This window comes from Endozoicomonas gorgoniicola (assembly GCF_025562715.2).
GTDB classification, from domain to species: domain Bacteria; phylum Pseudomonadota; class Gammaproteobacteria; order Pseudomonadales; family Endozoicomonadaceae; genus Endozoicomonas_A; species Endozoicomonas_A gorgoniicola.
Genome location: NZ_JAPFCC010000001.1, coordinates 6,032,642 through 6,053,045, shown reverse-complemented (window position 1 = coordinate 6,053,045; position 20,404 = coordinate 6,032,642). Strand labels below are relative to the sequence as shown.

The 20,404-nt window shown below is 47.6% G+C and carries 13 protein-coding genes and 1 pseudogene; 7 read left to right on the top strand and 7 right to left on the bottom strand.

The features are described 5' to 3' along the window. Positions 1–60: 60 nt before the first annotated feature. On the bottom strand, positions 61–591 hold the full coding sequence (locus NX722_RS27205) for a hypothetical protein (RefSeq protein ID WP_262565951.1): 531 nt from the start codon (positions 589–591) through the stop codon (positions 61–63). 354 nt (positions 592–945) lie between these two features. Between NX722_RS27205 and focA the strand changes: the two genes are divergently transcribed. Next, entirely contained in the window at positions 946–1,797 is an 852-nt protein-coding gene (focA, locus tag NX722_RS27200; RefSeq protein ID WP_262565950.1) for a formate transporter FocA, read from the top strand. A 249-nt stretch (positions 1,798–2,046) separates the two neighbouring features. Here the strand turns inward: focA and NX722_RS27195 are convergent. Beyond that, a pseudogene (locus NX722_RS27195) lies at positions 2,047–2,265 on the bottom strand (IS701 family transposase); the annotation flags it as partial. Between the two features lie 88 nt (positions 2,266–2,353). Here NX722_RS27195 and NX722_RS27190 point away from each other — a divergent pair. The 4 genes from NX722_RS27190 (at position 2,354) to yaaA (ending at position 5,396) form a co-directional block, all read left to right on the top strand. After that, on the top strand, positions 2,354–2,491 hold the full coding sequence (locus tag NX722_RS27190) for a type II toxin-antitoxin system HigB family toxin (protein ID WP_262568739.1): 138 nt from the start codon (positions 2,354–2,356) through the stop codon (positions 2,489–2,491). Further along, the gene (locus tag NX722_RS27185; protein WP_262565949.1) at positions 2,488–2,913 is read left to right on the top strand and encodes a helix-turn-helix domain-containing protein; all 426 of its coding nucleotides are present in this window, start codon (positions 2,488–2,490) and stop codon (positions 2,911–2,913) included. Before NX722_RS27190 ends, NX722_RS27185 begins: the two co-directional genes overlap by 4 nt. 167 nt (positions 2,914–3,080) lie before the next feature. Continuing rightward, positions 3,081–4,430, top strand: coding sequence for an NADP-specific glutamate dehydrogenase (gdhA, locus tag NX722_RS27180; RefSeq protein ID WP_262565948.1), 1,350 nt, complete (start codon positions 3,081–3,083; stop codon positions 4,428–4,430). 192 nt (positions 4,431–4,622) lie between these two features. Then, positions 4,623–5,396 (top strand): peroxide stress protein YaaA, encoded by a 774-nt coding sequence (yaaA, locus tag NX722_RS27175; RefSeq protein WP_262565947.1) that lies wholly within the window; start codon positions 4,623–4,625, stop codon positions 5,394–5,396. Between the two features lie 77 nt (positions 5,397–5,473). Here yaaA and NX722_RS27170 read toward each other — a convergent pair whose 3' ends face one another. Then, complete coding sequence (locus NX722_RS27170; RefSeq protein WP_262565946.1) at positions 5,474–6,001, bottom strand: TIGR00645 family protein; 528 nt, start codon at positions 5,999–6,001, stop codon at positions 5,474–5,476. Between the two features lie 257 nt (positions 6,002–6,258). Between NX722_RS27170 and NX722_RS27165 the strand changes: the two genes are divergently transcribed. Next, positions 6,259–7,557, top strand: coding sequence for an OmpP1/FadL family transporter (locus NX722_RS27165; protein WP_262565945.1), 1,299 nt, complete (start codon positions 6,259–6,261; stop codon positions 7,555–7,557). 54 nt (positions 7,558–7,611) lie between these two features. On the opposite strand, the gene NX722_RS27160 is transcribed toward NX722_RS27165, so the two are convergent. The 4 genes from NX722_RS27160 to NX722_RS27145 all read right to left on the bottom strand — a co-directional run bounded on the left by NX722_RS27160 (position 7,612) and on the right by NX722_RS27145 (position 11,709). Further along, a complete protein-coding gene (locus tag NX722_RS27160) occupies positions 7,612–8,334 on the bottom strand; it encodes an amino acid ABC transporter ATP-binding protein (protein WP_262568738.1) in 723 nt (240 codons plus the stop codon). Positions 8,335–8,433: 99 nt separating this feature from the next. Next, positions 8,434–9,498: an amino acid ABC transporter permease gene (locus NX722_RS27155; RefSeq protein ID WP_262565944.1), complete on the bottom strand. Its 1,065-nt coding sequence runs from the start codon at positions 9,496–9,498 to the stop codon at positions 8,434–8,436. 1 nt (position 9,499) lies between these two features. Beyond that, the gene (locus NX722_RS27150) at positions 9,500–10,684 is read right to left on the bottom strand and encodes an amino acid ABC transporter permease (protein WP_262565943.1); all 1,185 of its coding nucleotides are present in this window, start codon (positions 10,682–10,684) and stop codon (positions 9,500–9,502) included. 17 nt (positions 10,685–10,701) lie between these two features. Then, complete coding sequence (locus tag NX722_RS27145) at positions 10,702–11,709, bottom strand: amino acid ABC transporter substrate-binding protein (protein WP_262568737.1); 1,008 nt, start codon at positions 11,707–11,709, stop codon at positions 10,702–10,704. A 779-nt stretch (positions 11,710–12,488) separates the two neighbouring features. On the opposite strand from NX722_RS27145, the gene NX722_RS27140 reads away from it, so the two are divergent. Continuing rightward, positions 12,489–20,351: a hypothetical protein gene (locus NX722_RS27140; protein WP_262565942.1), complete on the top strand. Its 7,863-nt coding sequence runs from the start codon at positions 12,489–12,491 to the stop codon at positions 20,349–20,351. Positions 20,352–20,404: the final 53 nt, after the last annotated feature.

The window sequence follows — 20,404 nt, the reverse complement described above, 5'->3', positions numbered from 1 at the left end:
CTTAAGCCACTGATGTTAAAAGCGATAGGGGGAGCAGGGAAATTCTTGTTTTCTGCTTCCCTAAAAGCGGTAATGAATACCCAGACTCACCACTGGTTTAACGGTTTTTACCGAGGACTCCAGAGCATCAAGGCTATCCGGAATAGTGCCGGTATCACTTCCTCCGGACAGGGAAGATTCAACCTGATTCTCTTCACCAAAAAACGCACCCACCTCAACACTCACATCCAGGCGGTTGGCGTCGTCCAGTAACTTTTTCCAGCCAACGCCCAGATAGGTTTTATTGCCCACTGCGGAATAGGAGTCAGTGACATTCCCCTGGCCACTGCCGTAAGCACCGGCTGATACCCTGAAACCACTCTGTTCAAATGGATAGTAATCAACCACAAGCCCTGTAGAGTGTGTTTTGGAATACTTTTCAACCACTTTAAGTTCAGAGAAATGATCGGGATAGGCCCGGACTTCGAAGGTGCTGATCTTGGCGGGTGTCGTTTGGTCTGGTTCATCCTGAGCAGGCAATACGTCATCGGCTGCATGAGCAGAAGTGATCAGAAAACAGATGGCAGAAATAATCAATGGACTACGGTGCATCACCCTTCCCCCCCGGGCTTTATGACACGAACAGGTCCTTATAGGCAGGAATTTAACGGCTATTCCTGAAGGCTTTCTGCAGGTTGAAGACAGTGTTGACGAAAAATGGAAGCCTTCTGCTAATCCTCTCCTGAAACCTGCTCAAGATCAACTACCATGTACGTACTTGTCATAGCAGAAGGCGTATATTCACTTTCTGACTCTGCAATGCAGCTATTGATAAACTTTCGTGTTTTTGCTGTGGAACTTCATCTGATAACGCCTGATGGAAAAGTTTCATCTTTTATGTCGATGTGCTGACGCGATAATCCACACGCAGACTCAACACTTCAATCCCCATGGAAAATCAATATTATGCAAACTGGTAAAGCGCCGCAGTTTGGAGCTGTAGCCCCTTCTGAAATGGCTCGTCTGGCTGAAGACGCAGCTGTTGGTAAAACCAAAAAACACCCACAAGTGACTTTTGTACTGGCTATTCTGTCGGGTCTTTTCATCGCTCTGGCTGGCATGTTTTATACCATTGTCACCACAGGTGCCGGTGATCTGCCCTACGGCATGGTTAAACTGGTGGGCGGTCTGTCATTCAGTATGGGTCTGATGATGGTCGTGCTGTGTGGTTCAGAGCTGTTTACCAGTAACACGCTGTTGCTGATGGGGCGTGCAACCCGTCGTATCAGTGTTGGTCAGATTGCCAAAAACTGGACACTGGTCTATTTCGGCAACATGGCTGGTTCTTTCTTCATGGTGGCCATGATGATGGCTGTTGGGCAGTTTAAAGGTGCGCATGGTGAAATAGGCATTAACTACATGTACATTGCCAACGGCAAGATGGGGCACAATTTCGTGGAGGCGCTGCTGCTGGGTGTACTGTGTAACCTGGTTGTGTGTCTGACTTACTGGATGACTCTGAGTTCCCGGGATGCCATGGGTAAAATGTTTGCCTGCATGCTGCCAGTAGCCTGCTTCCTGGCCGCTGGTTTCGAACACTCCGTTGCCAATATGTTCCTGTTGCCAATGGGCTACCTCATTAAGTCTGTCGCAACACCCGAGTTCTGGGCCAACACCGGTTACACGGCTGAGTACTTCAGCAATATCAACCTGCACAACATGGTTTTCATGAACCTGATTCCTGCTACCATCGGCAATATCATTGGTGGCGGTGTTATGGTGGGTCTGAGCAACTGGTTTGTACACCTGCGTGAGTGATCACCATCGTTAATATACATCGTTGATATGAAGTGGCCGCTGTTTGCGGCCATTTTTTTCCATAATAGGACTTACGCATTGATGGCACCTGCAAATTTTGGTAACAGGTCATCTTTGTCCTTTGCAAAAATCTTAATGAAGGCACCAACCACTTCTTTAAACAGCTTACGCTGGTGCTGATAAATATTCGTAAACTCTTGCGCTATCTGCATTTTCTGGAGATAAACAAAGCTCAGAATACTGGAAAATCAGCGTGCCACCAACAAGGCATAAGTTTTGGGCGGCTTCATCGAACATGTCTTTTTGTTGGTAATTTTCGCGCTGAAGAAAGCGGTTAACGCTATCGTGAGAAATGCCAGTCACTTCTTCCAACCGTGTGCATGTTGATGATTTAGGCTCGCTGATCAAAAATCCCATGTATTGTGGAAGTGTGCATTTTGCAGTTGTTGGGCGAGTAGTACTTCTCACTTTCGTCCCTGAAAGATAGTCATTTGTGGCTATTATCAAATTTTAAAGCCCGCTGTCGATGCGTAAATCCTAAGATAAATGGTGGGTAATTGATATCGGTGGCAATAACCTCCGACTCATCGCTTTCATTGAGTTCAGAGATAGTCGCATGTATGTGAAACATATTGTTACTCACGCTGAATACGACAAACTATGCAAGAAGTACGCAAAGGAGGCAGACTCATGAGATTCTCAAATCTAAAGCAAAAAGCTGTAGACTTCTTCTCTGAAGCCAGCTTTGTCGGACATATTCATAATGAGGCTGAGTACGAACAAGCCTTGGAGTTAATGGATGAACTGATTGAGGATTATGATCAATACCTCCCACTAATTGAGGTGCTTTCTGCTTCAATCGAAAAGTGGGAAGATGGGTCTGAACAATTCTCTGAATTTAACAAAAGAATTGAAGCACTTGATGATGGTGTAGCAATCCTTAGAACGATAATGGATCAATATCAGCTAAAAGCTGATGACTTGAAAAATGAGTTAGGAAGCAAAAGTCTTATATCTATGATTCTTAATGGTTCAAGAAACCTTACCAAGGATCATATTCAAGCACTTTCCCAGCGGTTCAAAATCTCACCATCCGTGTTCTTCGGCGGCGGCTGAACCAGGCGTTATGCGTAATTAATCGAGTTCTGAGTATGAAAATAATAGGGTGAAAGTCTCATATTGAATCTATTGACCTGGATACATAATGAAACTCTGTTTTAGTAGTAGACTTCCTGAATCGAGAAAGCAAAATTCCACAATACACAATAAAAGGAGAGTTCTGAATGTTCTCCAATCAACTGAACCTCGACGAATTCATGCTGGGGCTGCACAAGCGTAACCCCTACGAGCCTGAGTTTCACCAAGCTGTACAGGAAGTCGCCCAGAGCGTTATCCCTTACATTAATCGCCATCCGCAATATATCAAGGCCCGCATCCTTGAACGCATGACGGAACCTGACAGAGTCATCAGCTTTCGGGTCTGCTGGGAAGACGATGAAGGTCATATACGTGTGAACCGTGGCTATCGGGTTCAGTTTAATAATTCCATTGGCCCATACAAAGGCGGCCTGCGCTTTGCTTCAAACCTGACACTCGATACGCTCAAGTTCCTGGGTTTCGAACAGACCTTTAAAAACAGCCTGACTACCCTGCCTCTGGGCGCTGCAAAAGGCGGCTCGGACTTTAACCCTAAAGGCAAAAGTGATCGGGAAGTCATGCGTTTCTGTCAGTCCTTTATGACCGAACTGCACAAGCACATTGGCGCGCACACCGATATTCCCGCCGGAGACATTGGGGTAGGAGCCCGTGAGATCAGCTACATGTTTGGTCAGTACAAGCGTATGGAGAACGAATTCCGGGGTGTGTTAACCGGCAAAGGGCTGGAATACGGTGGCAGCCTGGTTCGCAAGGAAGCCACTGGGTTTGGCACCGTGTTCTTTGCCGAGGAAATGTTAAAAGAACACGGACATAGACTGGAAGGCAAGACCTGCGTGGTGTCTGGCTCTGGTAATGTCGCCCTGTATACAGCTGAGAAAATCATTGAACTGGGTGGTAAAGTAGTGGCTATGTCCGATTCTTCAGGCAGTTTCCATGCCCCTGACGGAATCACCAAAGATCAGTTAATCTGGCTTATCGACCTGAAAGAAGTGCGCCGGGGTCGCATCAGCGAATTTGCCGAACAGTTTGGCTGTGAATTCCATAAAGACACCAAGGTCTGGCAGTTCCCATGCCAACTGGCGTTTGCCTGTGCCACACAGAATGAGCTGGATCTGCACGATGCCAAAACCCTGCTGGCCAATGGCTGTATGGCGGTAGCCGAAGGCGCGAATATGCCTACTACTCTGGAAGCTGTTCATTTTATGCAAGAGAAAAATGTTCTGTTTGCGCCTGCCAAAGCGGCAAATGCAGGAGGCGTTGCTGTATCTGGCATGGAAATGAGTCAGAACAGCATGCGACTGTCCTGGTCAACCGAGGAACTGGAAAGGCGCCTGCACGTGATTATGCGCAAGATCCACCAGCAATGCCTGACCTATGGACGGGATGATAACGGCCAGATTGATTACGTTCAGGGCGCTAACATTGCCGGATTCAAAAAAGTGGCCGACGCCATGCTGTCATACGGTGTCGTGTAAGAGCAGGGGCTATCTGCCTGCTTTCAGCCTGTTCAGGCCAGCAGATAGCCTTCCATAACATTGTGCTTCAAACAACCACGACAAAAACTTTGGCTATGAACGTTACCAGCTTTATGGCCTGCTAGAAAAGCACTAAACAAGCGTCTAGTATTGAGTTCCATCGTACAAGATAAATAAGAGGCCGGAGTCATTATGCTGATGGTTGTTTCCCCAGCCAAAACACTGGATTACGATACCCCCCCTGTTACCACTGCATCCAGCCAGCCGGATTTTCTGCAACAGGCGGAAGTGCTGATCAGACAGCTGCGCACGCTGACCCCGGCAGACCTGGGTAGCCTGATGAAAATCAGCGACAAGCTGGCGCAACTGAATGTGGCACGTTTCGAAGCCTGGCAACGACCTTTCACACCGGATAATGCCAAACAGGCGGTACTGGCTTTCAAAGGCGATGTTTATACGGGTCTGGACGCAGAAACCCTGACGGAGAAACAATTCCAGTTCGCCCAGAAGCATTTGAGAATCCTGTCAGGTCTTTATGGCATCCTGCGCCCATTGGATTTAATGCAGGCTTACCGGTTGGAAATGGGAACGAAGTTTGCTAACAGCGGGGGTAAAAACCTTTACGCCTTCTGGGGCGACCAGATAACCGAAAAGCTGAACGAAGACATCGCAGCACAAAAACACAAAGTGCTGATTAATCTGGCCTCCAATGAATACTTCAAATCCGTCAAACCAAAGCAACTGAATGTACCGGTGATCACCCCGGTGTTCAAAGACTGGAAAAACGGGCAGTACAAGATCATCAGCTTTTATGCCAAGAAAGCGCGCGGTCTGATGTGCCGCTATACCATTGACCAGAAGATCACAAAAGCTGAGCAGCTGAAAAGCTTTGATTATGAAGGCTATGCCTACAATGAGTCCATGTCATCTGATGGTGAGTGGGTGTTTATTCGGGATGCGGTTTGACGGATCTGTGCAGGGTCAGAAGCCTCTGACCCTGTAAGAGAGGAAGCTGTTAGCTGTTAGCTGTTAGCTGTTAGCTGTTAAAGGTTAGTACTGCTGATAGGGTCGGAAATACGTTTTTTCTTTTCTGTGTAATAATCCAGCATCCCCATAAAAAATGCAGAACCAACAAACGTCAGGTGCATCACCACAAACCAGAGCAGCTTGTCGTTGGCGATATTTTCCGCATCCATAAACACCTTGAGCAAATGAATGGAGGAGATAGCAACAATAGAAGCCGCTACCTTGGCTTTCAAAGAGCCCGTATCCATTTTGCCAAGCCAGCTGAGGCGTTCAGTATCTTCACCAATATCCAGCTTGGAAACAAAGTTTTCATAGCCGGAATACATCACCATAACGATCAGACCCGCCACCAGCACCACATCAATCAGGGTGAGTACCTTGAGGGTGACATCGGTGTCTTTCATATCGATCACGTTAAGCAGCAAATAACCCAGACTCTGATAAAACTCTATCAACAGAACCACCAGTACCAGAGTCATCCCCAGATAAATCGGAGCCAGAAGCCAACGGGCCGAATACAGCACTCGTTCAATCAGTCTTTCCATACGCTTTTGCCATCAATTTTAAAATTTGCTTGCAATGCACATTAAAGATTCGAAATGCCCAGATCAAGCAAGGTTCTTTTCTGTTTAACTGCAAGACCTGCATCGGTCACAGTTTATAATATTTTGTTAACAAAAAACTTACATACATTTAATTTAGCTATATATAGGCTAGCCCGCATTATACAAATTTTGTGATTTTCACGACCTTTTCGTGACATTTAATCACAGTAAACGGATGTTGTTGTCCCGGAGTTCTAATGCCTACCGTCCTGCGTCGTAAAGCCTTTTTAATCTCTTCTCTGGCACTGGCTGTTGGTGCCGGTAATGCTGTGGCGGGTGGTTTTGAGAAAGCCACCATGTGGGATGCAAAGTACACTGCTCTGGGTGGCGCTGCGGCCTCTTCAGTCAATAACTCCAGCGCCATTTTCTATAACCCGGCGGGTCTGGCGTTTAGTGAATCCAACGATATTGCTGTCCACGCTTCTCCAACCGTTGTACGGGCTAACGGCCCGGCTAATGGCTCAGACTACACCAAAGGCAAGCGCCTGTTTGTACCAAACGGCGGTTTCACCGGCGCTTACCGACTCAGTGACGACTTCGTTCTCGGCTATGGTGTTTATGCCGCAGGTGGAGCGGCGGCGAAGTATAAAGGTGTCACGACAGGCAAAGGTGGTCTGGAGCAAACCGGAGACTACGGCACTGAAATTAAATTGATTGAAGCCGGACTGGCACTGGCTTACAAGATCAACAACAACTGGTCTGTGGGTGGTACTTATCGTCTGACCTACGCTTACGCTGATATCGACATTATGTCCAAAACTGAAATTGATGCCGGACTTGTGAAACTCCCCGTTGGTGTCAAGGTTGGCTACAACGACCTGAGCGGCATTGACAGTTTCGGTATGCGTCTGGGCGCTATGTACCGTTCCGACGATAACCGCTTTGGCTGGGGTATAAACTACCGTTCAAAAGTCGACATGAAGGCCAAGGGTGACTACTCCGCTAATGTAGGTCCACTTTCCGAAAAAGGAAAAGCGACAGCAAAAACGGTATTGCCCATGCAGATTTCTACCGGTGTCGATTACCTGGTAAGCGACAACTGGCGATTGTTTGGTGAGGCCACTTACACCAATTACAAGAAAGTCGATAAGATTGAATTCGATACCGACATCTCTGGCACGCCAATCGGTAAAAAAGTACTGCCCCAGCTGAACACCAACTGGAAAAACCAGATGAACTACCGTTTTGCTGCCGAATACTATGGTCTGGATGACTGGACCCTGCGCGGCGGTTACGTATACACAACAGCGGTAGTTCCTGAAAAATACGCGGCTCCGACCTTTTCTACTCCGGCGGCTGCGCACACTTATATCCTTGGTGCCGGAACCAGCTTCCTGAACGACACTCTGTTGTTTGATTTTGCGGCGGAATATAACCGGGCAAAAAATAAGAACGTAAAAGGTGGCGGCCACCTGGCAGGCAACTCACCAGCAGCTTCCGGTCGTTACGACACCGAGGCTTTTGCTGTGCATGCAACCCTGCGTTACAAGTTCTGATGACAAAGGCTTTGAACCGGGCAAAATTGCCCGGTTCAAAGCCTTAATACCCCATCAAAGAATCTGCCCCAGAAACTGCCGGGTTCGCTCTGACTGCGGATTATCAAAAAACACACCGGGTGTCGCTTCTTCGATGATCTGACCCTCATCCATAAAAATCATCCTGTCCGCCACGGTTTTGGCAAACCCCATTTCATGGGTGACACAGAGCATGGTCATGCCTTCGTAAGCCAGTTCGGTCATCACATCCAGCACTTCCTTGATCATCTCCGGATCAAGGGCAGACGTCGGCTCATCAAACAACATCACTTCCGGATTCATACACAGGCTGCGGGCAATGGCAACTCGCTGCTGCTGCCCACCCGACAGCTGCCCCGGATATTTATTCGCCTGATCAGGAATGCGTACTCTTTCAAGGTATTCCATCGCCAGCTTTTCAGCCTTTTTACGGGGCTGTTTACGCACCCAGATGGGAGCCAGTGTGCAGTTCTCCAGCACCGTCAGATGGGGAAACAGATTGAACTGCTGAAAAACCATGCCCACTTCCCGGCGCACTTTTTCAATATTTTTCAGGTCTCGGGTCAGAACCGTGTTATCAACAATAATCTCGCCTTCCTGATGCTCTTCAAGACAGTTAATACAGCGAATTAATGTAGACTTACCGGAACCCGAAGGACCGCAGATAACAATTTTTTCGCCCCGCTGCACTTTGAGATTAATATCCCTGAGTACGTGGAAGCTTCCATACCATTTGTTAACGCCATTGAGCTCAACAATATACGACGACTTGCTTCTTATTTCTGAATCAATTGTTTCTGAATCATCTGTTTTTGCATCGTTTGTTTTTATCGTATTCATTTTTCTTTCTGCTTTTCTTTATACTTGTTTTTCCAGGCGCTTGCTGTACCGGGACATGCCAAAACAAAATAACCAGAAGACCAGACCTGCAAACAGATACCCTTCAACGGCATTGCCCAGCCAGACCGGATCACTTAGCCCAGACTGAACAATAGCCAGCAAGTCAAATAAGCCGATGACCAACACCAGACTGGTGTCTTTAAACAGTGTGATAAACGTATTAACAATACCCGGAATCACCAGCCGGATCGCCTGAGGCAGAATAACCTTGACCATCCCCTGCCAGAAGCTCAGGCCAAGACTGGCAAACGCTTCATACTGCCCCCTGGGAATAGCCTGCAAACCGCCCCGAACAACTTCAGCCATATACGCCGACTGGAACATAACAATACCAATCAACGCTCTTAACAGTTTGTCAAAAACCACATTTTCCGGCACAAACAATGGCAGCATCACAGATGCCATAAACAACACAGTAATCAGCGGAACACCACGCCATATTTCGATATAGGCCGTCGACAGCGCTCGCACCATCGGCAGCTTTGATCGCCTGCCCAGCGCCAGAAAAATCCCAAAGGGAAAAGACGCGATCATGCCACACAGGGCTAACAGCAGGGTCAGCATCAGACCGCCCCATAAGTGGGTTTCCACGGTCTTCAGTCCGGCAAAGCCGCCGTAAAGAATCCCCCACGAGGCAAAAGGCATAACCAGCAACCCATAGGCAAGGCTCCAGCGTTTACCCTTTAGTCCCGGCAAGGTTATCCAACCGATCACGACCACCAGCTGCAGAAAAAACAGATCCACGCGCCATTGCTGCTCAACAGGATAAAAGCCATAGGTAAACTGGTTCAGCCGGGCATTAACAAATGCCCAGCAGGCTCCGGTCGGTGAACATTCTTCACTGCCTGCTGCCTGCCAGGTCGCCTCAACAACCGCCCAGTTCCAGAAAGCGGGAATAGCCAGATACAAGCCGTAGATAATGACCAGTGTCGTCAGAGTGTTCAGGGGCGTTGAAAACAACCGGCTTTTCAGCCAACCCGCTACGCCATCATTCATCACCGGTGGTTTACGGGGTTCAATCATCCTAACGCTCCACCATTGCCATATAGCGGTTATAAGCATTCATAAACAGAGACACCGTCAGGCTGATCAACAGATACACAGCCATCGTCATGGCAATCACCTCAATCGCCTGCCCGGTCTGGTTTAATGTGGTTCCGGCAAACACGCTGACCAGATCGGGATAACCAATCGCAGTGGCCAGCGATGAGTTTTTTATCAGGTTGAGGTATTGGTTCGTCATCGGCGGAATGATGACCCGCATCGCCTGAGGCACCACGACCAGCTTAAGAATCCGCCCCTCTCTTAAACCCAGGGCCGCAGCCGCTTCTCTCTGACCTTTACTCACCGACTGAATACCCGCCCGAACCACTTCAGCAATAAACGCAGCGGTATAAATGGATAAAGCCAGAAACAGGGCGACCAGCTCAGGTATCAGGGTGAGTCCACCCGACAGGTTAAAGCGCCCCTGTACTGGCAATTCCCATCCCAGCCGGACACCCGATACCCAGCCCGCTACCAACGGTATAGCCACAATACCAAGAAGAAAAAGCGATTTAATCCAGGGCAGGGTTCGCCCTGTCTGTCGTCGATATTGTCGTCCAGCCCAGACCAGTGAAGCAATAACGAGAAAGGCGAACAGGAATGATCCGTAAAACACTGAGGTTTCCCCGGCCAGTTCAGGCTTTGGAATGTAGACCCCCCGGACATTAAGAAACAGCCAGTCGCCCCACGCCAGACTCTCTCTGGGAGATGGCAATACGCCCAGCACCGCAAAGTACCAGAAGAATATCTGCAGCAGCAGCGGAATATTTCTAAAGCATTCCACATAAGCGTCTGCAAGACGGGTAAGCAACCAGTTTGAAGACAGACTGGCAACGCCAATCAGAAACCCCAGAAGCGTTGCCAGCACTACTCCAAAAGACGACACCAACAAGGTATTTAACAAACCAACAACAAAGGTTCGCCCAAATGAAAAAGACTCGTCGTATTCGATAAGGGACTGGATAATGCCAAACCCGGCAGACTCGGAGAGAAATCCGAAACCCGTGCTTATGCCGCGAGTTTCCAGATTATGCAGCGTGTTCTGGATGATCTGATACCCAACCAGAACAATAGCCAGAATCAACCCGGTCTGAAACAGTACACCTCGCCAGACCGGGTCACGCCATAGTTTTGAGAATAAACGTTTGAACAACACTTTCTGCATAAAGAGAGCCGCTCCGATTACCGGAACGGTGGTGCATACATAATCCCACCATTACTCCAGAGCGAGTTCAGCCCCCGCTCGATTTTCAGGGGTGACGCCATGCCCACATTACGGTCAAACACTTCTCCATAGTTACCTACCTGCCTGACAATCTGCCATGCCCAGTCATCTGACAGGTCCATGCCACTCCCCTTGGTGCCATCCATTCCCAGGAAACGCTTAATGGCAGGGTCTTTGGACATTTTCTTACTGTCGATATTCGCGCTGCTCAACCCAAGCTCTTCCGCATTGATCATGGCTGACAACGACCACTTCACAATATTGAACCACTGATCATCACCCTGGCGGACAAGAGGACCAAGGGGTTCTTTGGAAATAATTTCAGGCAATACAATCGCTTCAGCGGGTCTGGACAGTCTCAGTCGCAGGGCGTAAAGCTGGGACTGGTCCGATGTCATCACATCACAACGACCCGCATCGAAACCTTTTGCCACAGCGTCGGAAGTATCAAAAACAACAGGGTCATACTTCATGCCGCCCATACGGAAATAATCAGCAAGGTTCAGCTCGGTGGTCGTGCCGGACTGAATACACACCGCAGCACCGCTTAACTCTTTAGCACTGCTGACACCCAGGGATTTTTTCACCATAAAGCCCTGGCCATCGTAATACGCCACACCTGCAAAGTTCAGCCCCAGGGTGGCATCACGCGTTAATGTCCAGGTGGTATTACGGGACAGCAGGTCAATCTCACCGGACTGCAACGCGGTAAAACGCTCTTTTGCTGTCAGGGGAATAAATCTGACTTTTTCAGCATTCCCCAGTGTTGCGGCAGCAACAGCGCGACAGACATCCACATCCATGCCGGTCCAGTGGCCTTTTTCGTCAGGACTGGAAAAACCGGGCAGCCCGGTATTCACACCGCAGGTAAGAAAACCTTTTTCTTTCACAGCTTCAAGGGTTGAAGCTGCATTTGCAGAGGTGGCGTTCCCGGCCAGTACACCCAGCAGGCAGGTCACAGCCATTGACACCTTATAGAAGCGGCTGGCCATTCTATACGTTCCTTTTTTGTTGTTTTTATTGTGATCTTTTTTTTATTAAACGGGATAATAAACTATATCCCTTATTTTATGATTGCTCATTTAAAGTCTCACCTTATCGATAAAGTCCATAACTGGCAAACGATCTTTTAATCCGCAAGTTTCAACCTGTAAGAACGGCAAACAATAACATCTCATACAATCGGTCAGAAAACATACTGGATACATTCCGGTCTCACTGCTACTTTTGCTCAGACTATAAAAAACAGCAGTCAGGTCACCCGGCCTAATAAGTACAAAAATTGATCATTTAAACCTTTAAGCTTTGGCCTGTTTAAACCTGACTTAATAACATGGTATTTCACAACTTTATGCCAATTCGTTGTAGAAAGGCATTACTCCTTTTTCTTATCACCCTGTTACTCATTTGGGGAGCAGTGGTATCAATAAGCCACGCCTCAGCCACTCCACATGGATCAGAGCAGAGTGAATCAGAAATTCGCTTTTTAAATATCTACGCCGGATTTAAAGCAAACAACTTCCATATAAAACTGGGCAACCATTACCATGTATTGCACGATATTGGCACACCTGAAAAACTATACCGCTTTTTCAGGAGCCAATGGTGGAGTAATCTACACTGGTTTCTGATATCAAGGCTACTTCCTCCCTCAATCGTCCCCTACCCTTCTTTCAGCCGAGGGTTACCTTCGTTGTCCCGCGCTTTTGGAAATACTCCTGACTGCAGTCCGCACCCGGTGATTATGGATCACCCTTTACTGAGTGGCCGATTCTCTGTACAAACCGGCTGCATCGACCATCAACCCGTATGGCAGATTACCGCCTCTCCAATAACATCAGCCTCTGAGCCAGAAGCCGTCGGTGGGGAGTCGCTGTCTACCTGGCTTTCATTGTGGAAGCTGCTCAATAACACAAATACCAGTACTCTTTATGTGCGTCCCTGGCGAGATCGGCAGCACAATCGCCTGCAAGCGATTCTCTGCCAGAATAACCCGTTTTCGGATAATTCGGGTATGAAATGCCAGAGCATTTTTATTGACCTTCCATTGAACCACGAACAGCCCTGGTTGCTGCCTGAGCTGGCAAAAAAAGAGGCCGTCAGCCCACACGGACAAACGGCTCTGGACAGCACCTATCTGAAACTGGTCAGTCAGGCTATTCAATGTCTCTCATTGTCTGGTGAGAAAAAAACGCACGCCTGTTCAGATAACCGCTGGCTTTATCGCCTGTCGGATCAAGAGTGGCTTTATCAAACAGGCATCCCTGAGCCTCAGGTAAAACCCGGCCCGGTACTGATAACCGGACATTACTTTAACCTTTGGTCACTGGAAGCGGTTTCTCCGGGAAAAGATGCCCATCCCACCTGGTCAAAATCTTCCCTCTTCATTGCCCGCAACGACAGGCATCGTAAATACCACCTCTGGGGAGCAGGCGACCCGGTGCTTATCATGGAGTTCAGCGACACGCCCTATAATGTTCAGGATCGTTATTTTGGCCTGGACAAGCCAGACATTGGTACTCTGATCGAAAGCCAGTACCTCAACCTTGCCAACCTGATTCTGAATACGGTACCCAACACGCCATTTAATCTCTATCAATGGCACGGAGCCATGCTGGGGTTCAGGCCAGTACCACTATCAAAAAGCCTGGGCGACAGGGTACGTGAACAAATACTGCGCAACCCCCAGTCACTTTACGAGTTCGCCAGACAGCGGCCTGAACTCCATAGCACTATAAAAAATTATCTGGAAACAGAGCTTCCGGAACACCCTCTTAATGCCTTCTTTTCCAATCAGGCTCCGCCCTCTTCTGTCAGCCTGACAACCAATAAACAACCATCGTCCCACAACCCGAATCTTCAGCCGACAAACCCTCATCTTTCGTCGTCATTATTCCCTGTTCCTATCCACACAGCATCAGATACTCACCCCAATAATCAGGCCAGTCTGCCTGAACAATCGTCAGTAGCCCCGGTTCAGAACAAAAAAAACAGTGACAACATAAAAAGACAGAGCGACCTTCGGAAAAAAAAGGAAAAAGACGAGGACGATAAGAGACCACCAACAGCAACCGGCTTGCCAAGATTAGAAAGCAACCCTCTATCGCCAACACTTCTGGATCACCTGGTATACCTCTACAGGAAATATCATCTGGAACCCGAAACCTTTGAGCCACTGCCAGACTTTGTTGGAAGTGTACCGGGTATCCAATCGACAGAAAGCTTTAATCCGAAAAACCCCTTGAATATGAAGCAAGCAGCCGCCGCGCTAGGTTCCTCCTTACAGGTTATCATTCCGATTAGCTTAGAAAGGTATCTGTGTTATGCGAGTGACCTGCAGAAAACACTGAATCCACAGCCTATGGACAGGATAGAAGCCCGGAATATTATTTTCCTGCATGACGACAAGGCCATGAAGCTCTCTTATTTCACTTCTGGAAGCAGAGTTTTTCCATGGCTATCAGGTTTTCTGGACAGCTCACAGCTGGATCCGAAAGAAACAATATGGCCAGCATCAAACCGGCAAAAGAATGCATTCTGGCAACTCTTTCCAGAATGGCGGCAACACGTTTTGCTGTGCCGTGAAAGCCTTGGATGCCATTCCATAGCTTCAGCCAGTGACGTCCTGCAACAGGCACTCACAGCCCCTGAAGAGTTAATGAAAGGAGAATACTGGCGAAATCTGTTTGAGTTATACAGTGAGCTGGGGCTGGTCTGCTATCCATTCGATGAGACGGAAGGGGCAAACGGAGCAGAATTCTTTATCAGCAAAAATACTATTGGGGCTGTTATCTTCTTCTGGAAAGACTCTGCCCAAAGATATGCTCCAGTACTTTATCCTGAGTTACAGGCATCAGACATCAGTGCGCAAATACAAGAATTAATCCGTTATTTAACCAACTACTCAACGGGTGCCTTGTTAATAGAAGAAAGACTTTTCGCCTATGTCGTCCCTGCACTGCTCACGCTTGCACCTGTTGTTAAAAAAACACATGAAACGGTTAACAGGATACTGAAAACTAAAAAGGCTCTCGTTTATGGAGGGAAATCCCTGCACAAACATATTTCATCAAGAATAGCCCCCGGTGATTTTACTAAAACGCCTGTTACAAACGATATCGATCTGGCTATTGATGACTCAGAACTGCCTGAAGAGTTCTCAGCCCCTCTGGAGCAACAGCTAAAGAGTGATTTGCCCGGCACTCTGGTCATATCTACCAACCTCGGTCTTAAAGTGATTAACGACCATACAGAAGCGGTAACAACCGAAAAAATCATTATCTACCTTTATCAGGGCAGAGACTTCAGCACAAAAGAAGACTGGCGTATCTTTTCTATGGATATCTCTTCCGCCACTGAGGGTCACTTCGATTTCAACCGGGTAGAGCCCTACCAGCCAGACTCCTGGCTTATTATACCGACCCTTACAGCAACTGTGGAAAGATTGCTGCAGGACTTACAAAGTCTCCAAAGCTATACAGGGAGAGATAAAGAGCGCAGGGAAAAAAGTACCCATAAAGCATTAAAAATACTGCTTGCCTACGACTCAGACCAACAGGTCGAAACCATTATTCATAACACCCTGTCCAGAGAGACTTTGGCTTTTAGTGAGTTACCGGAATTTCTGCATCCATTTACTAAACCATTGTCTGATAATGATGTGGTTTTGCCTGAGGAAAGCGAAAACTCTGTGGTCGCAATGACTGTTCACGAAACGAACAAGGCTGATAACAAACCGGAAGACTCTGATTCCGGAGCCGAAATAGACATCAGTGAACAGGACTCTGCCAGTTTCTCTACCATCGACAGCACAACGCCTGTCAGGGTCGAACCATCAACAAAAGACGCAGAAGTCCAGACCACGAGTGAAGAAAGTTTACCATCTCCTGTCCAGTCTCCGGCTGTCCAATCTCAAACGATCCGGGCAGAAACTGCTGAAGCCCTTCCCTCCACTGAATCCGACAAAAGCACGAAAAAGAAAAAGAAGAAAAAAAAGAAAAAAACCACTGCCCGGCAATCAACTCCGACAACCGCAGATGCCGAAACCGTCGAACAGCCGCCGGAAGATATGCCACAACAGCCTCAGACCAGCCAACCTCAAACTATCCAACCTCAAACTATCCAACCTCAAACTATCCACGCTGAAGCCACAGCCCACCTTCCATCTACTGAAAACGACAAAAGCGTTAAAAAGAGTAACAAGAAAAAAACCGCTGCCCAACAGCCAACTCCGCCAGCCATAGATCAAAAAGCCGCTGAACTGCAGTCTGAAGAGCTATCCTTCTGGCTGGAAGATATGGATAAAAAGTTTCTGGATGCACTGACCCTGACGGCACAGACGCCATCATGTGAGTTCCCTGAGAAACCCTCTCTTTCGACAGAACCCGACGTATCAAGAATGCGCCTGCAAACAGGGCTTATAACAACCGCTCAAATACTGATCTGTTCAGGAACCCGTGTTGATATAACCGGTAGCCGCCCTGAGATCACGATGAATCTGGCAACAGAACTGAATGAAAAACAACGCGGAGCATTAAAAGAAGCCGCACTGGAAAACCATTTCCCCTATGCGAAACTGATTCAGGCATTGCTGACCTTAAACCAGAAGCATTCTGAGAAAGACCTGAAAAGCACGCTGGCGATTTATGACAATGCCTTCAATCTGCTGTTACCTGCCGCACTGGCCGGCATTCCTCTCGCCTATCAGCTGCTACTGGGGTTGCAACTCGACCTTCACCACCCGGCAGGCTGGCCGCAGATAGAATCGGTTAACCGACTGTTGCGCAGCTGGGCTGCAAGAGAATCAAGCTCTACCCATATAACCATTGAGGGATTAGTGGATGGTGGATTTCTGGAACGGCTGCTAAAAGACAACGACGTGGCAAACCTTATGCTGATTGAACAGGGGATTGATAAAGAATCAGACCTTTCCGGTAGAGGCAGGGAGGTATACGCCATTCTCAAAGCCCTGAGAGAACCTGACACTCAAAAAGCAAAAAAACTGAAGGAAGTCAGACCAACGTTCCCGGAGCTGTTGCAATCCATCAGTTTACTCAGACTATTACTGGGAAAACATCAGGAACCTGCACCAAAACAGCTCAATACCGAGCTATGGCGTCACAGTCTTACCTCTCTGAAGCTGGGTAGTACCTCAAAGAAAAGTACCTCAAAGAAAAAAAGCAGCTATTCCAATCTTTTGCTTGATGCGCCAGGAGTTCTGGCAATGAGCGACCTGACAGCGCTGAAAGGAGCGGCTTCTACCGGAGTTCTGCTTAAAGGCCATCAGGGTAATGCCATACAGTTTGAACACACGGGATTGTGGGAACGCTATCACGCATTGTCACAAAACGACGACAAGGATGCTGTTAAAGATAGTTTCATGGCACTTTTCAACGAGATAGGCGCCAACGCTGTCGAAAAAGCCAGGCCCGACCTGATCCGGGACTGGACTCTGGCACGATCTTTCCTGCTCTCACGAGCCAGTTCTCTGGTTTCGGGCGCATTATCAGAAAATGTGGAACAGCTGGCAGAGCTAAAGAAACACTTCGACAAAGCAACGAGGAAAATGATAGAGCAATCGATAGAACTGGAAGAAGCAATAAACAAATTTGATAAAACAGACATTCCGGACAATGCAAAAGTCACAGAAAAAACGCCCCCAAAAACCAAACAAAAAACAGATATCAAACCTTTGGCACCACCAACAGACAAAAACCAGCAATTTTTAAATCTGATTAATCATCTGGATATCAGCCTTGTGCAGGCTATTAAATCCATACAGGATACCCATCTGTCGTACAAGCAGTATGAAGGTCTGGCAGAACTCTACTCGCAGCTACAGCAGGAGTCGGAAGGAATAACAAACATCTTCCAGTCCGGTTATTACTATTTCATGGCTGCATTATGCTTGCTGGACGCCAGAATGTCCGATGACGACAAAGTCATCAAACTGACCATCAACCCGGCCGCTCATTCCAATAATCAGAAAATAGCGAGCCTCTTAAATAGTGCCGAAATCCATAACTTCCCTTATGCGTTACTACTGAGGTTTCTTTTTGCTTATCGTATGACAGGCAATCACGGAGGAATAATCCTAACTGGCTTCCAGTCAGCGATGGCAGGAGTTTCGCAGGGGGTCGAGCTCTTAATGAAGCCCAGTGTAGGTAGTGCGACCCTGGCCGGGCTGGCTTTGAAGTGGCTGGTGCGGCTTCCGGATCGTTTTCAACTGAAAATCTCTATTGATATCGAGCCCGGCTCAAATGCAGACAACCGCGAACTTACCGATCTGGATATAGATATGAATATGGATAAGTACACCTCAGGTTCTCTTCTGCTCAGGGAGTTTTTCGAACAGCTACCAGATAAAGGCCCTGATGGCGCACTTGACTCTATTATCAACCGCATTGGCACAGGACTTACCGATTCGCCACACCTGACAGATACTCCCCCTGAACAGACTGTTATCCGGGCGATTAGAGCGGAAGGCGCCATGCGAATAATGCTTTGCATTGCTACAGGTCGGAAAGAAGTGCTGGGATCCGAGGACCAGAGACTTTCGCCAGAGCTAAAGGTGTTTCAATATTTGATGTCAGAGCCCGGAGCAGTGGAGGCTCAAGCAGAAGAGTTGAGAAAACGGGCAGAGAATGTAAATGATCTTACGCCAGATGAACACGGACTGATGACAGATATAACCGAACTGGTCCTCTATATCACCGGCGTTTCTGCATCTGTGCCAACTCTCGCCTATTACAATACATTGGATTTGTCTCGAAAGGACCGTTTAATTGCCGGGCTATTTGGCAATAAACCGCCGCTTATGAAAAAAGCAAGACAACTGTTACCAGAGTTACAAATTAACGATGATGTAACGCAACAATACCTGGCCGTACTGACTCAGCTATATCTGCAGCTGCAAGCTGGTGAAAATACAAAAAAAATTAGGCAGTTCTTGAAGACATTTGTAAGACACAGAGACAAACTGGATTTGTTTCACATAAGAATCTTGAACAAAATGTGGAATAAACGCCCCGACCTGCTTGGTAAAGCCGGGCTTAGAACCACTGCACCCTATGACCATATGCCCGCTGCATTCAATATCGATAGCCTGAAAGGTTTTGCAAAAGGACAAGACGTTTACCTGATTAATGCCATTCAGCATGCAGGAGAAACTGGTTATCAGCAATTAGTCGCCTTATTGAGCCTGTACGAAGGCAAGTTTGATCCTGAGTCATTATTGATGTCGGGCTGGCTTAACTGTCTGGCCGGGCTGAACCTTCTGAAGCCAGAAATACAATCAGAACACTCGGTTGTATTCACCATGAGCACAGAAGCACTGCTGGCTCAAGCTCATGCCCATTTCGTGAAAGCGCGTGAGGCGGGTTTCCCCTACTCTGGTTATCTGGATGCGCTGATATTAATGAGACTGAATAACCGCTACCAGTTCAGCAACAAACAATCGTTCAAAAAAAGTCGAACAGTTATACCGGAACTTATTATCGAACAAGCCTCTACCAGAAAAGAAGGCGAACAAATCTTTATCCAGGCGGGCAATATTCTGGTGGATATTCTGCCCGCAGTGATGGAAAGCGCATTACTGAATGTTCGCTCAGCGGCTGACATTTTAATCAGAATTTTTACCAGTGAATCCTTTAACCTTTTGCATACTCCCCAGGCTGGATGGCCTGCAGAGATTGTCAAATGGCTCTTGATTGCCCCTGAAACCCATAACATTCACTTTTCCTTCCGTAACAAAGGCGCTGAAGTTGAAGAAGCTCTGTTTTCAGGAAACAGCCATACCGACAGTTTTGAGGAAATCCTTCTGAAACCTCTGGATGAACTGAGGCAGGAACCATCAATTGAGAAAAGACTGGAAGACTATGACAGCCTGTTGCGCCAGCAGATATACGCCAGCGAAAAATCGGACAGCATTAAAAAATATTTGCGCCTGATCAGGGCTTTTATGCTGAAACATCCAGCGGCACTGGATACAGAAAATGCTGATTCCAGCGACGCTGATCGTTTGCTGACGAACATACTGGCGGTCGACATAAGCCGGGCTGACTACAGCGATAGAGTGATGCACGTTTTATCGGTGATGCCACAACTCGCCACTTATTTTGATGAATACACTTGCAACCTGCCATTTTTTTTAAAACCAAAAGACGATTTCAGAAAAAATGCACTTTTAGCGGTACATCGGGTCAGGTCGACACTGATTCATTACTATTTCTGGGCTTATGAAGTACTGACCGGTTCGCCCGACAACGAAAGTGATTATTTTTGGGAAAAGATCGTGCCTGAAATTGAGACAATGAAAGGCAGCTTTATGGCGCTTCTGGCAACCGGCGACCTGACAGCGATGCATAAGAAGGAGCGCCAGGGCATGAAAAAGAGCTTTCAGATGTATCGCCATGACATCAACCCATGGCTCGGCTATTTTCAAACCGTCTCCTGGCTTACAAACTGGAGACTGGGAAAGGAAAAACAGCTGAGAATTCATCGAGGTAAGCTTGAAAACCTGAAAATAGACCACGATCTCAGAAGCCGTCTTCAACCACTTCAGCTCTGGCACGAACACTGGTCAAGTCAAAACCACCAGAACCCCTGAGCCAAAAGAATTCATGCTTTAATCGTTTGTGTTAAAATTCGCCTCTTTGTGTA

Coding starts and splice junctions, on each gene's coding strand:
- NX722_RS27150 (WP_262565943.1), bottom strand. CDS start 10,684: ATGCAGAAAGTGTTGTTCAAACGTTTATTCTCAAAACTATGGCGTGAC.
- NX722_RS27140 (WP_262565942.1), top strand. CDS start 12,489: ATGGATCACCCTTTACTGAGTGGCCGATTCTCTGTACAAACCGGCTGC.
- focA (WP_262565950.1), top strand. CDS start 946: ATGCAAACTGGTAAAGCGCCGCAGTTTGGAGCTGTAGCCCCTTCTGAA.
- NX722_RS27165 (WP_262565945.1), top strand. CDS start 6,259: ATGCCTACCGTCCTGCGTCGTAAAGCCTTTTTAATCTCTTCTCTGGCA.
- NX722_RS27170 (WP_262565946.1), bottom strand. CDS start 6,001: ATGGAAAGACTGATTGAACGAGTGCTGTATTCGGCCCGTTGGCTTCTG.
- NX722_RS27155 (WP_262565944.1), bottom strand. CDS start 9,498: ATGATTGAACCCCGTAAACCACCGGTGATGAATGATGGCGTAGCGGGT.
- NX722_RS27185 (WP_262565949.1), top strand. CDS start 2,488: ATGAGATTCTCAAATCTAAAGCAAAAAGCTGTAGACTTCTTCTCTGAA.
- yaaA (WP_262565947.1), top strand. CDS start 4,623: ATGCTGATGGTTGTTTCCCCAGCCAAAACACTGGATTACGATACCCCC.
- NX722_RS27205 (WP_262565951.1), bottom strand. CDS start 591: ATGCACCGTAGTCCATTGATTATTTCTGCCATCTGTTTTCTGATCACT.
- NX722_RS27145 (WP_262568737.1), bottom strand. CDS start 11,709: ATGGCTGTGACCTGCCTGCTGGGTGTACTGGCCGGGAACGCCACCTCT.
- gdhA (WP_262565948.1), top strand. CDS start 3,081: ATGTTCTCCAATCAACTGAACCTCGACGAATTCATGCTGGGGCTGCAC.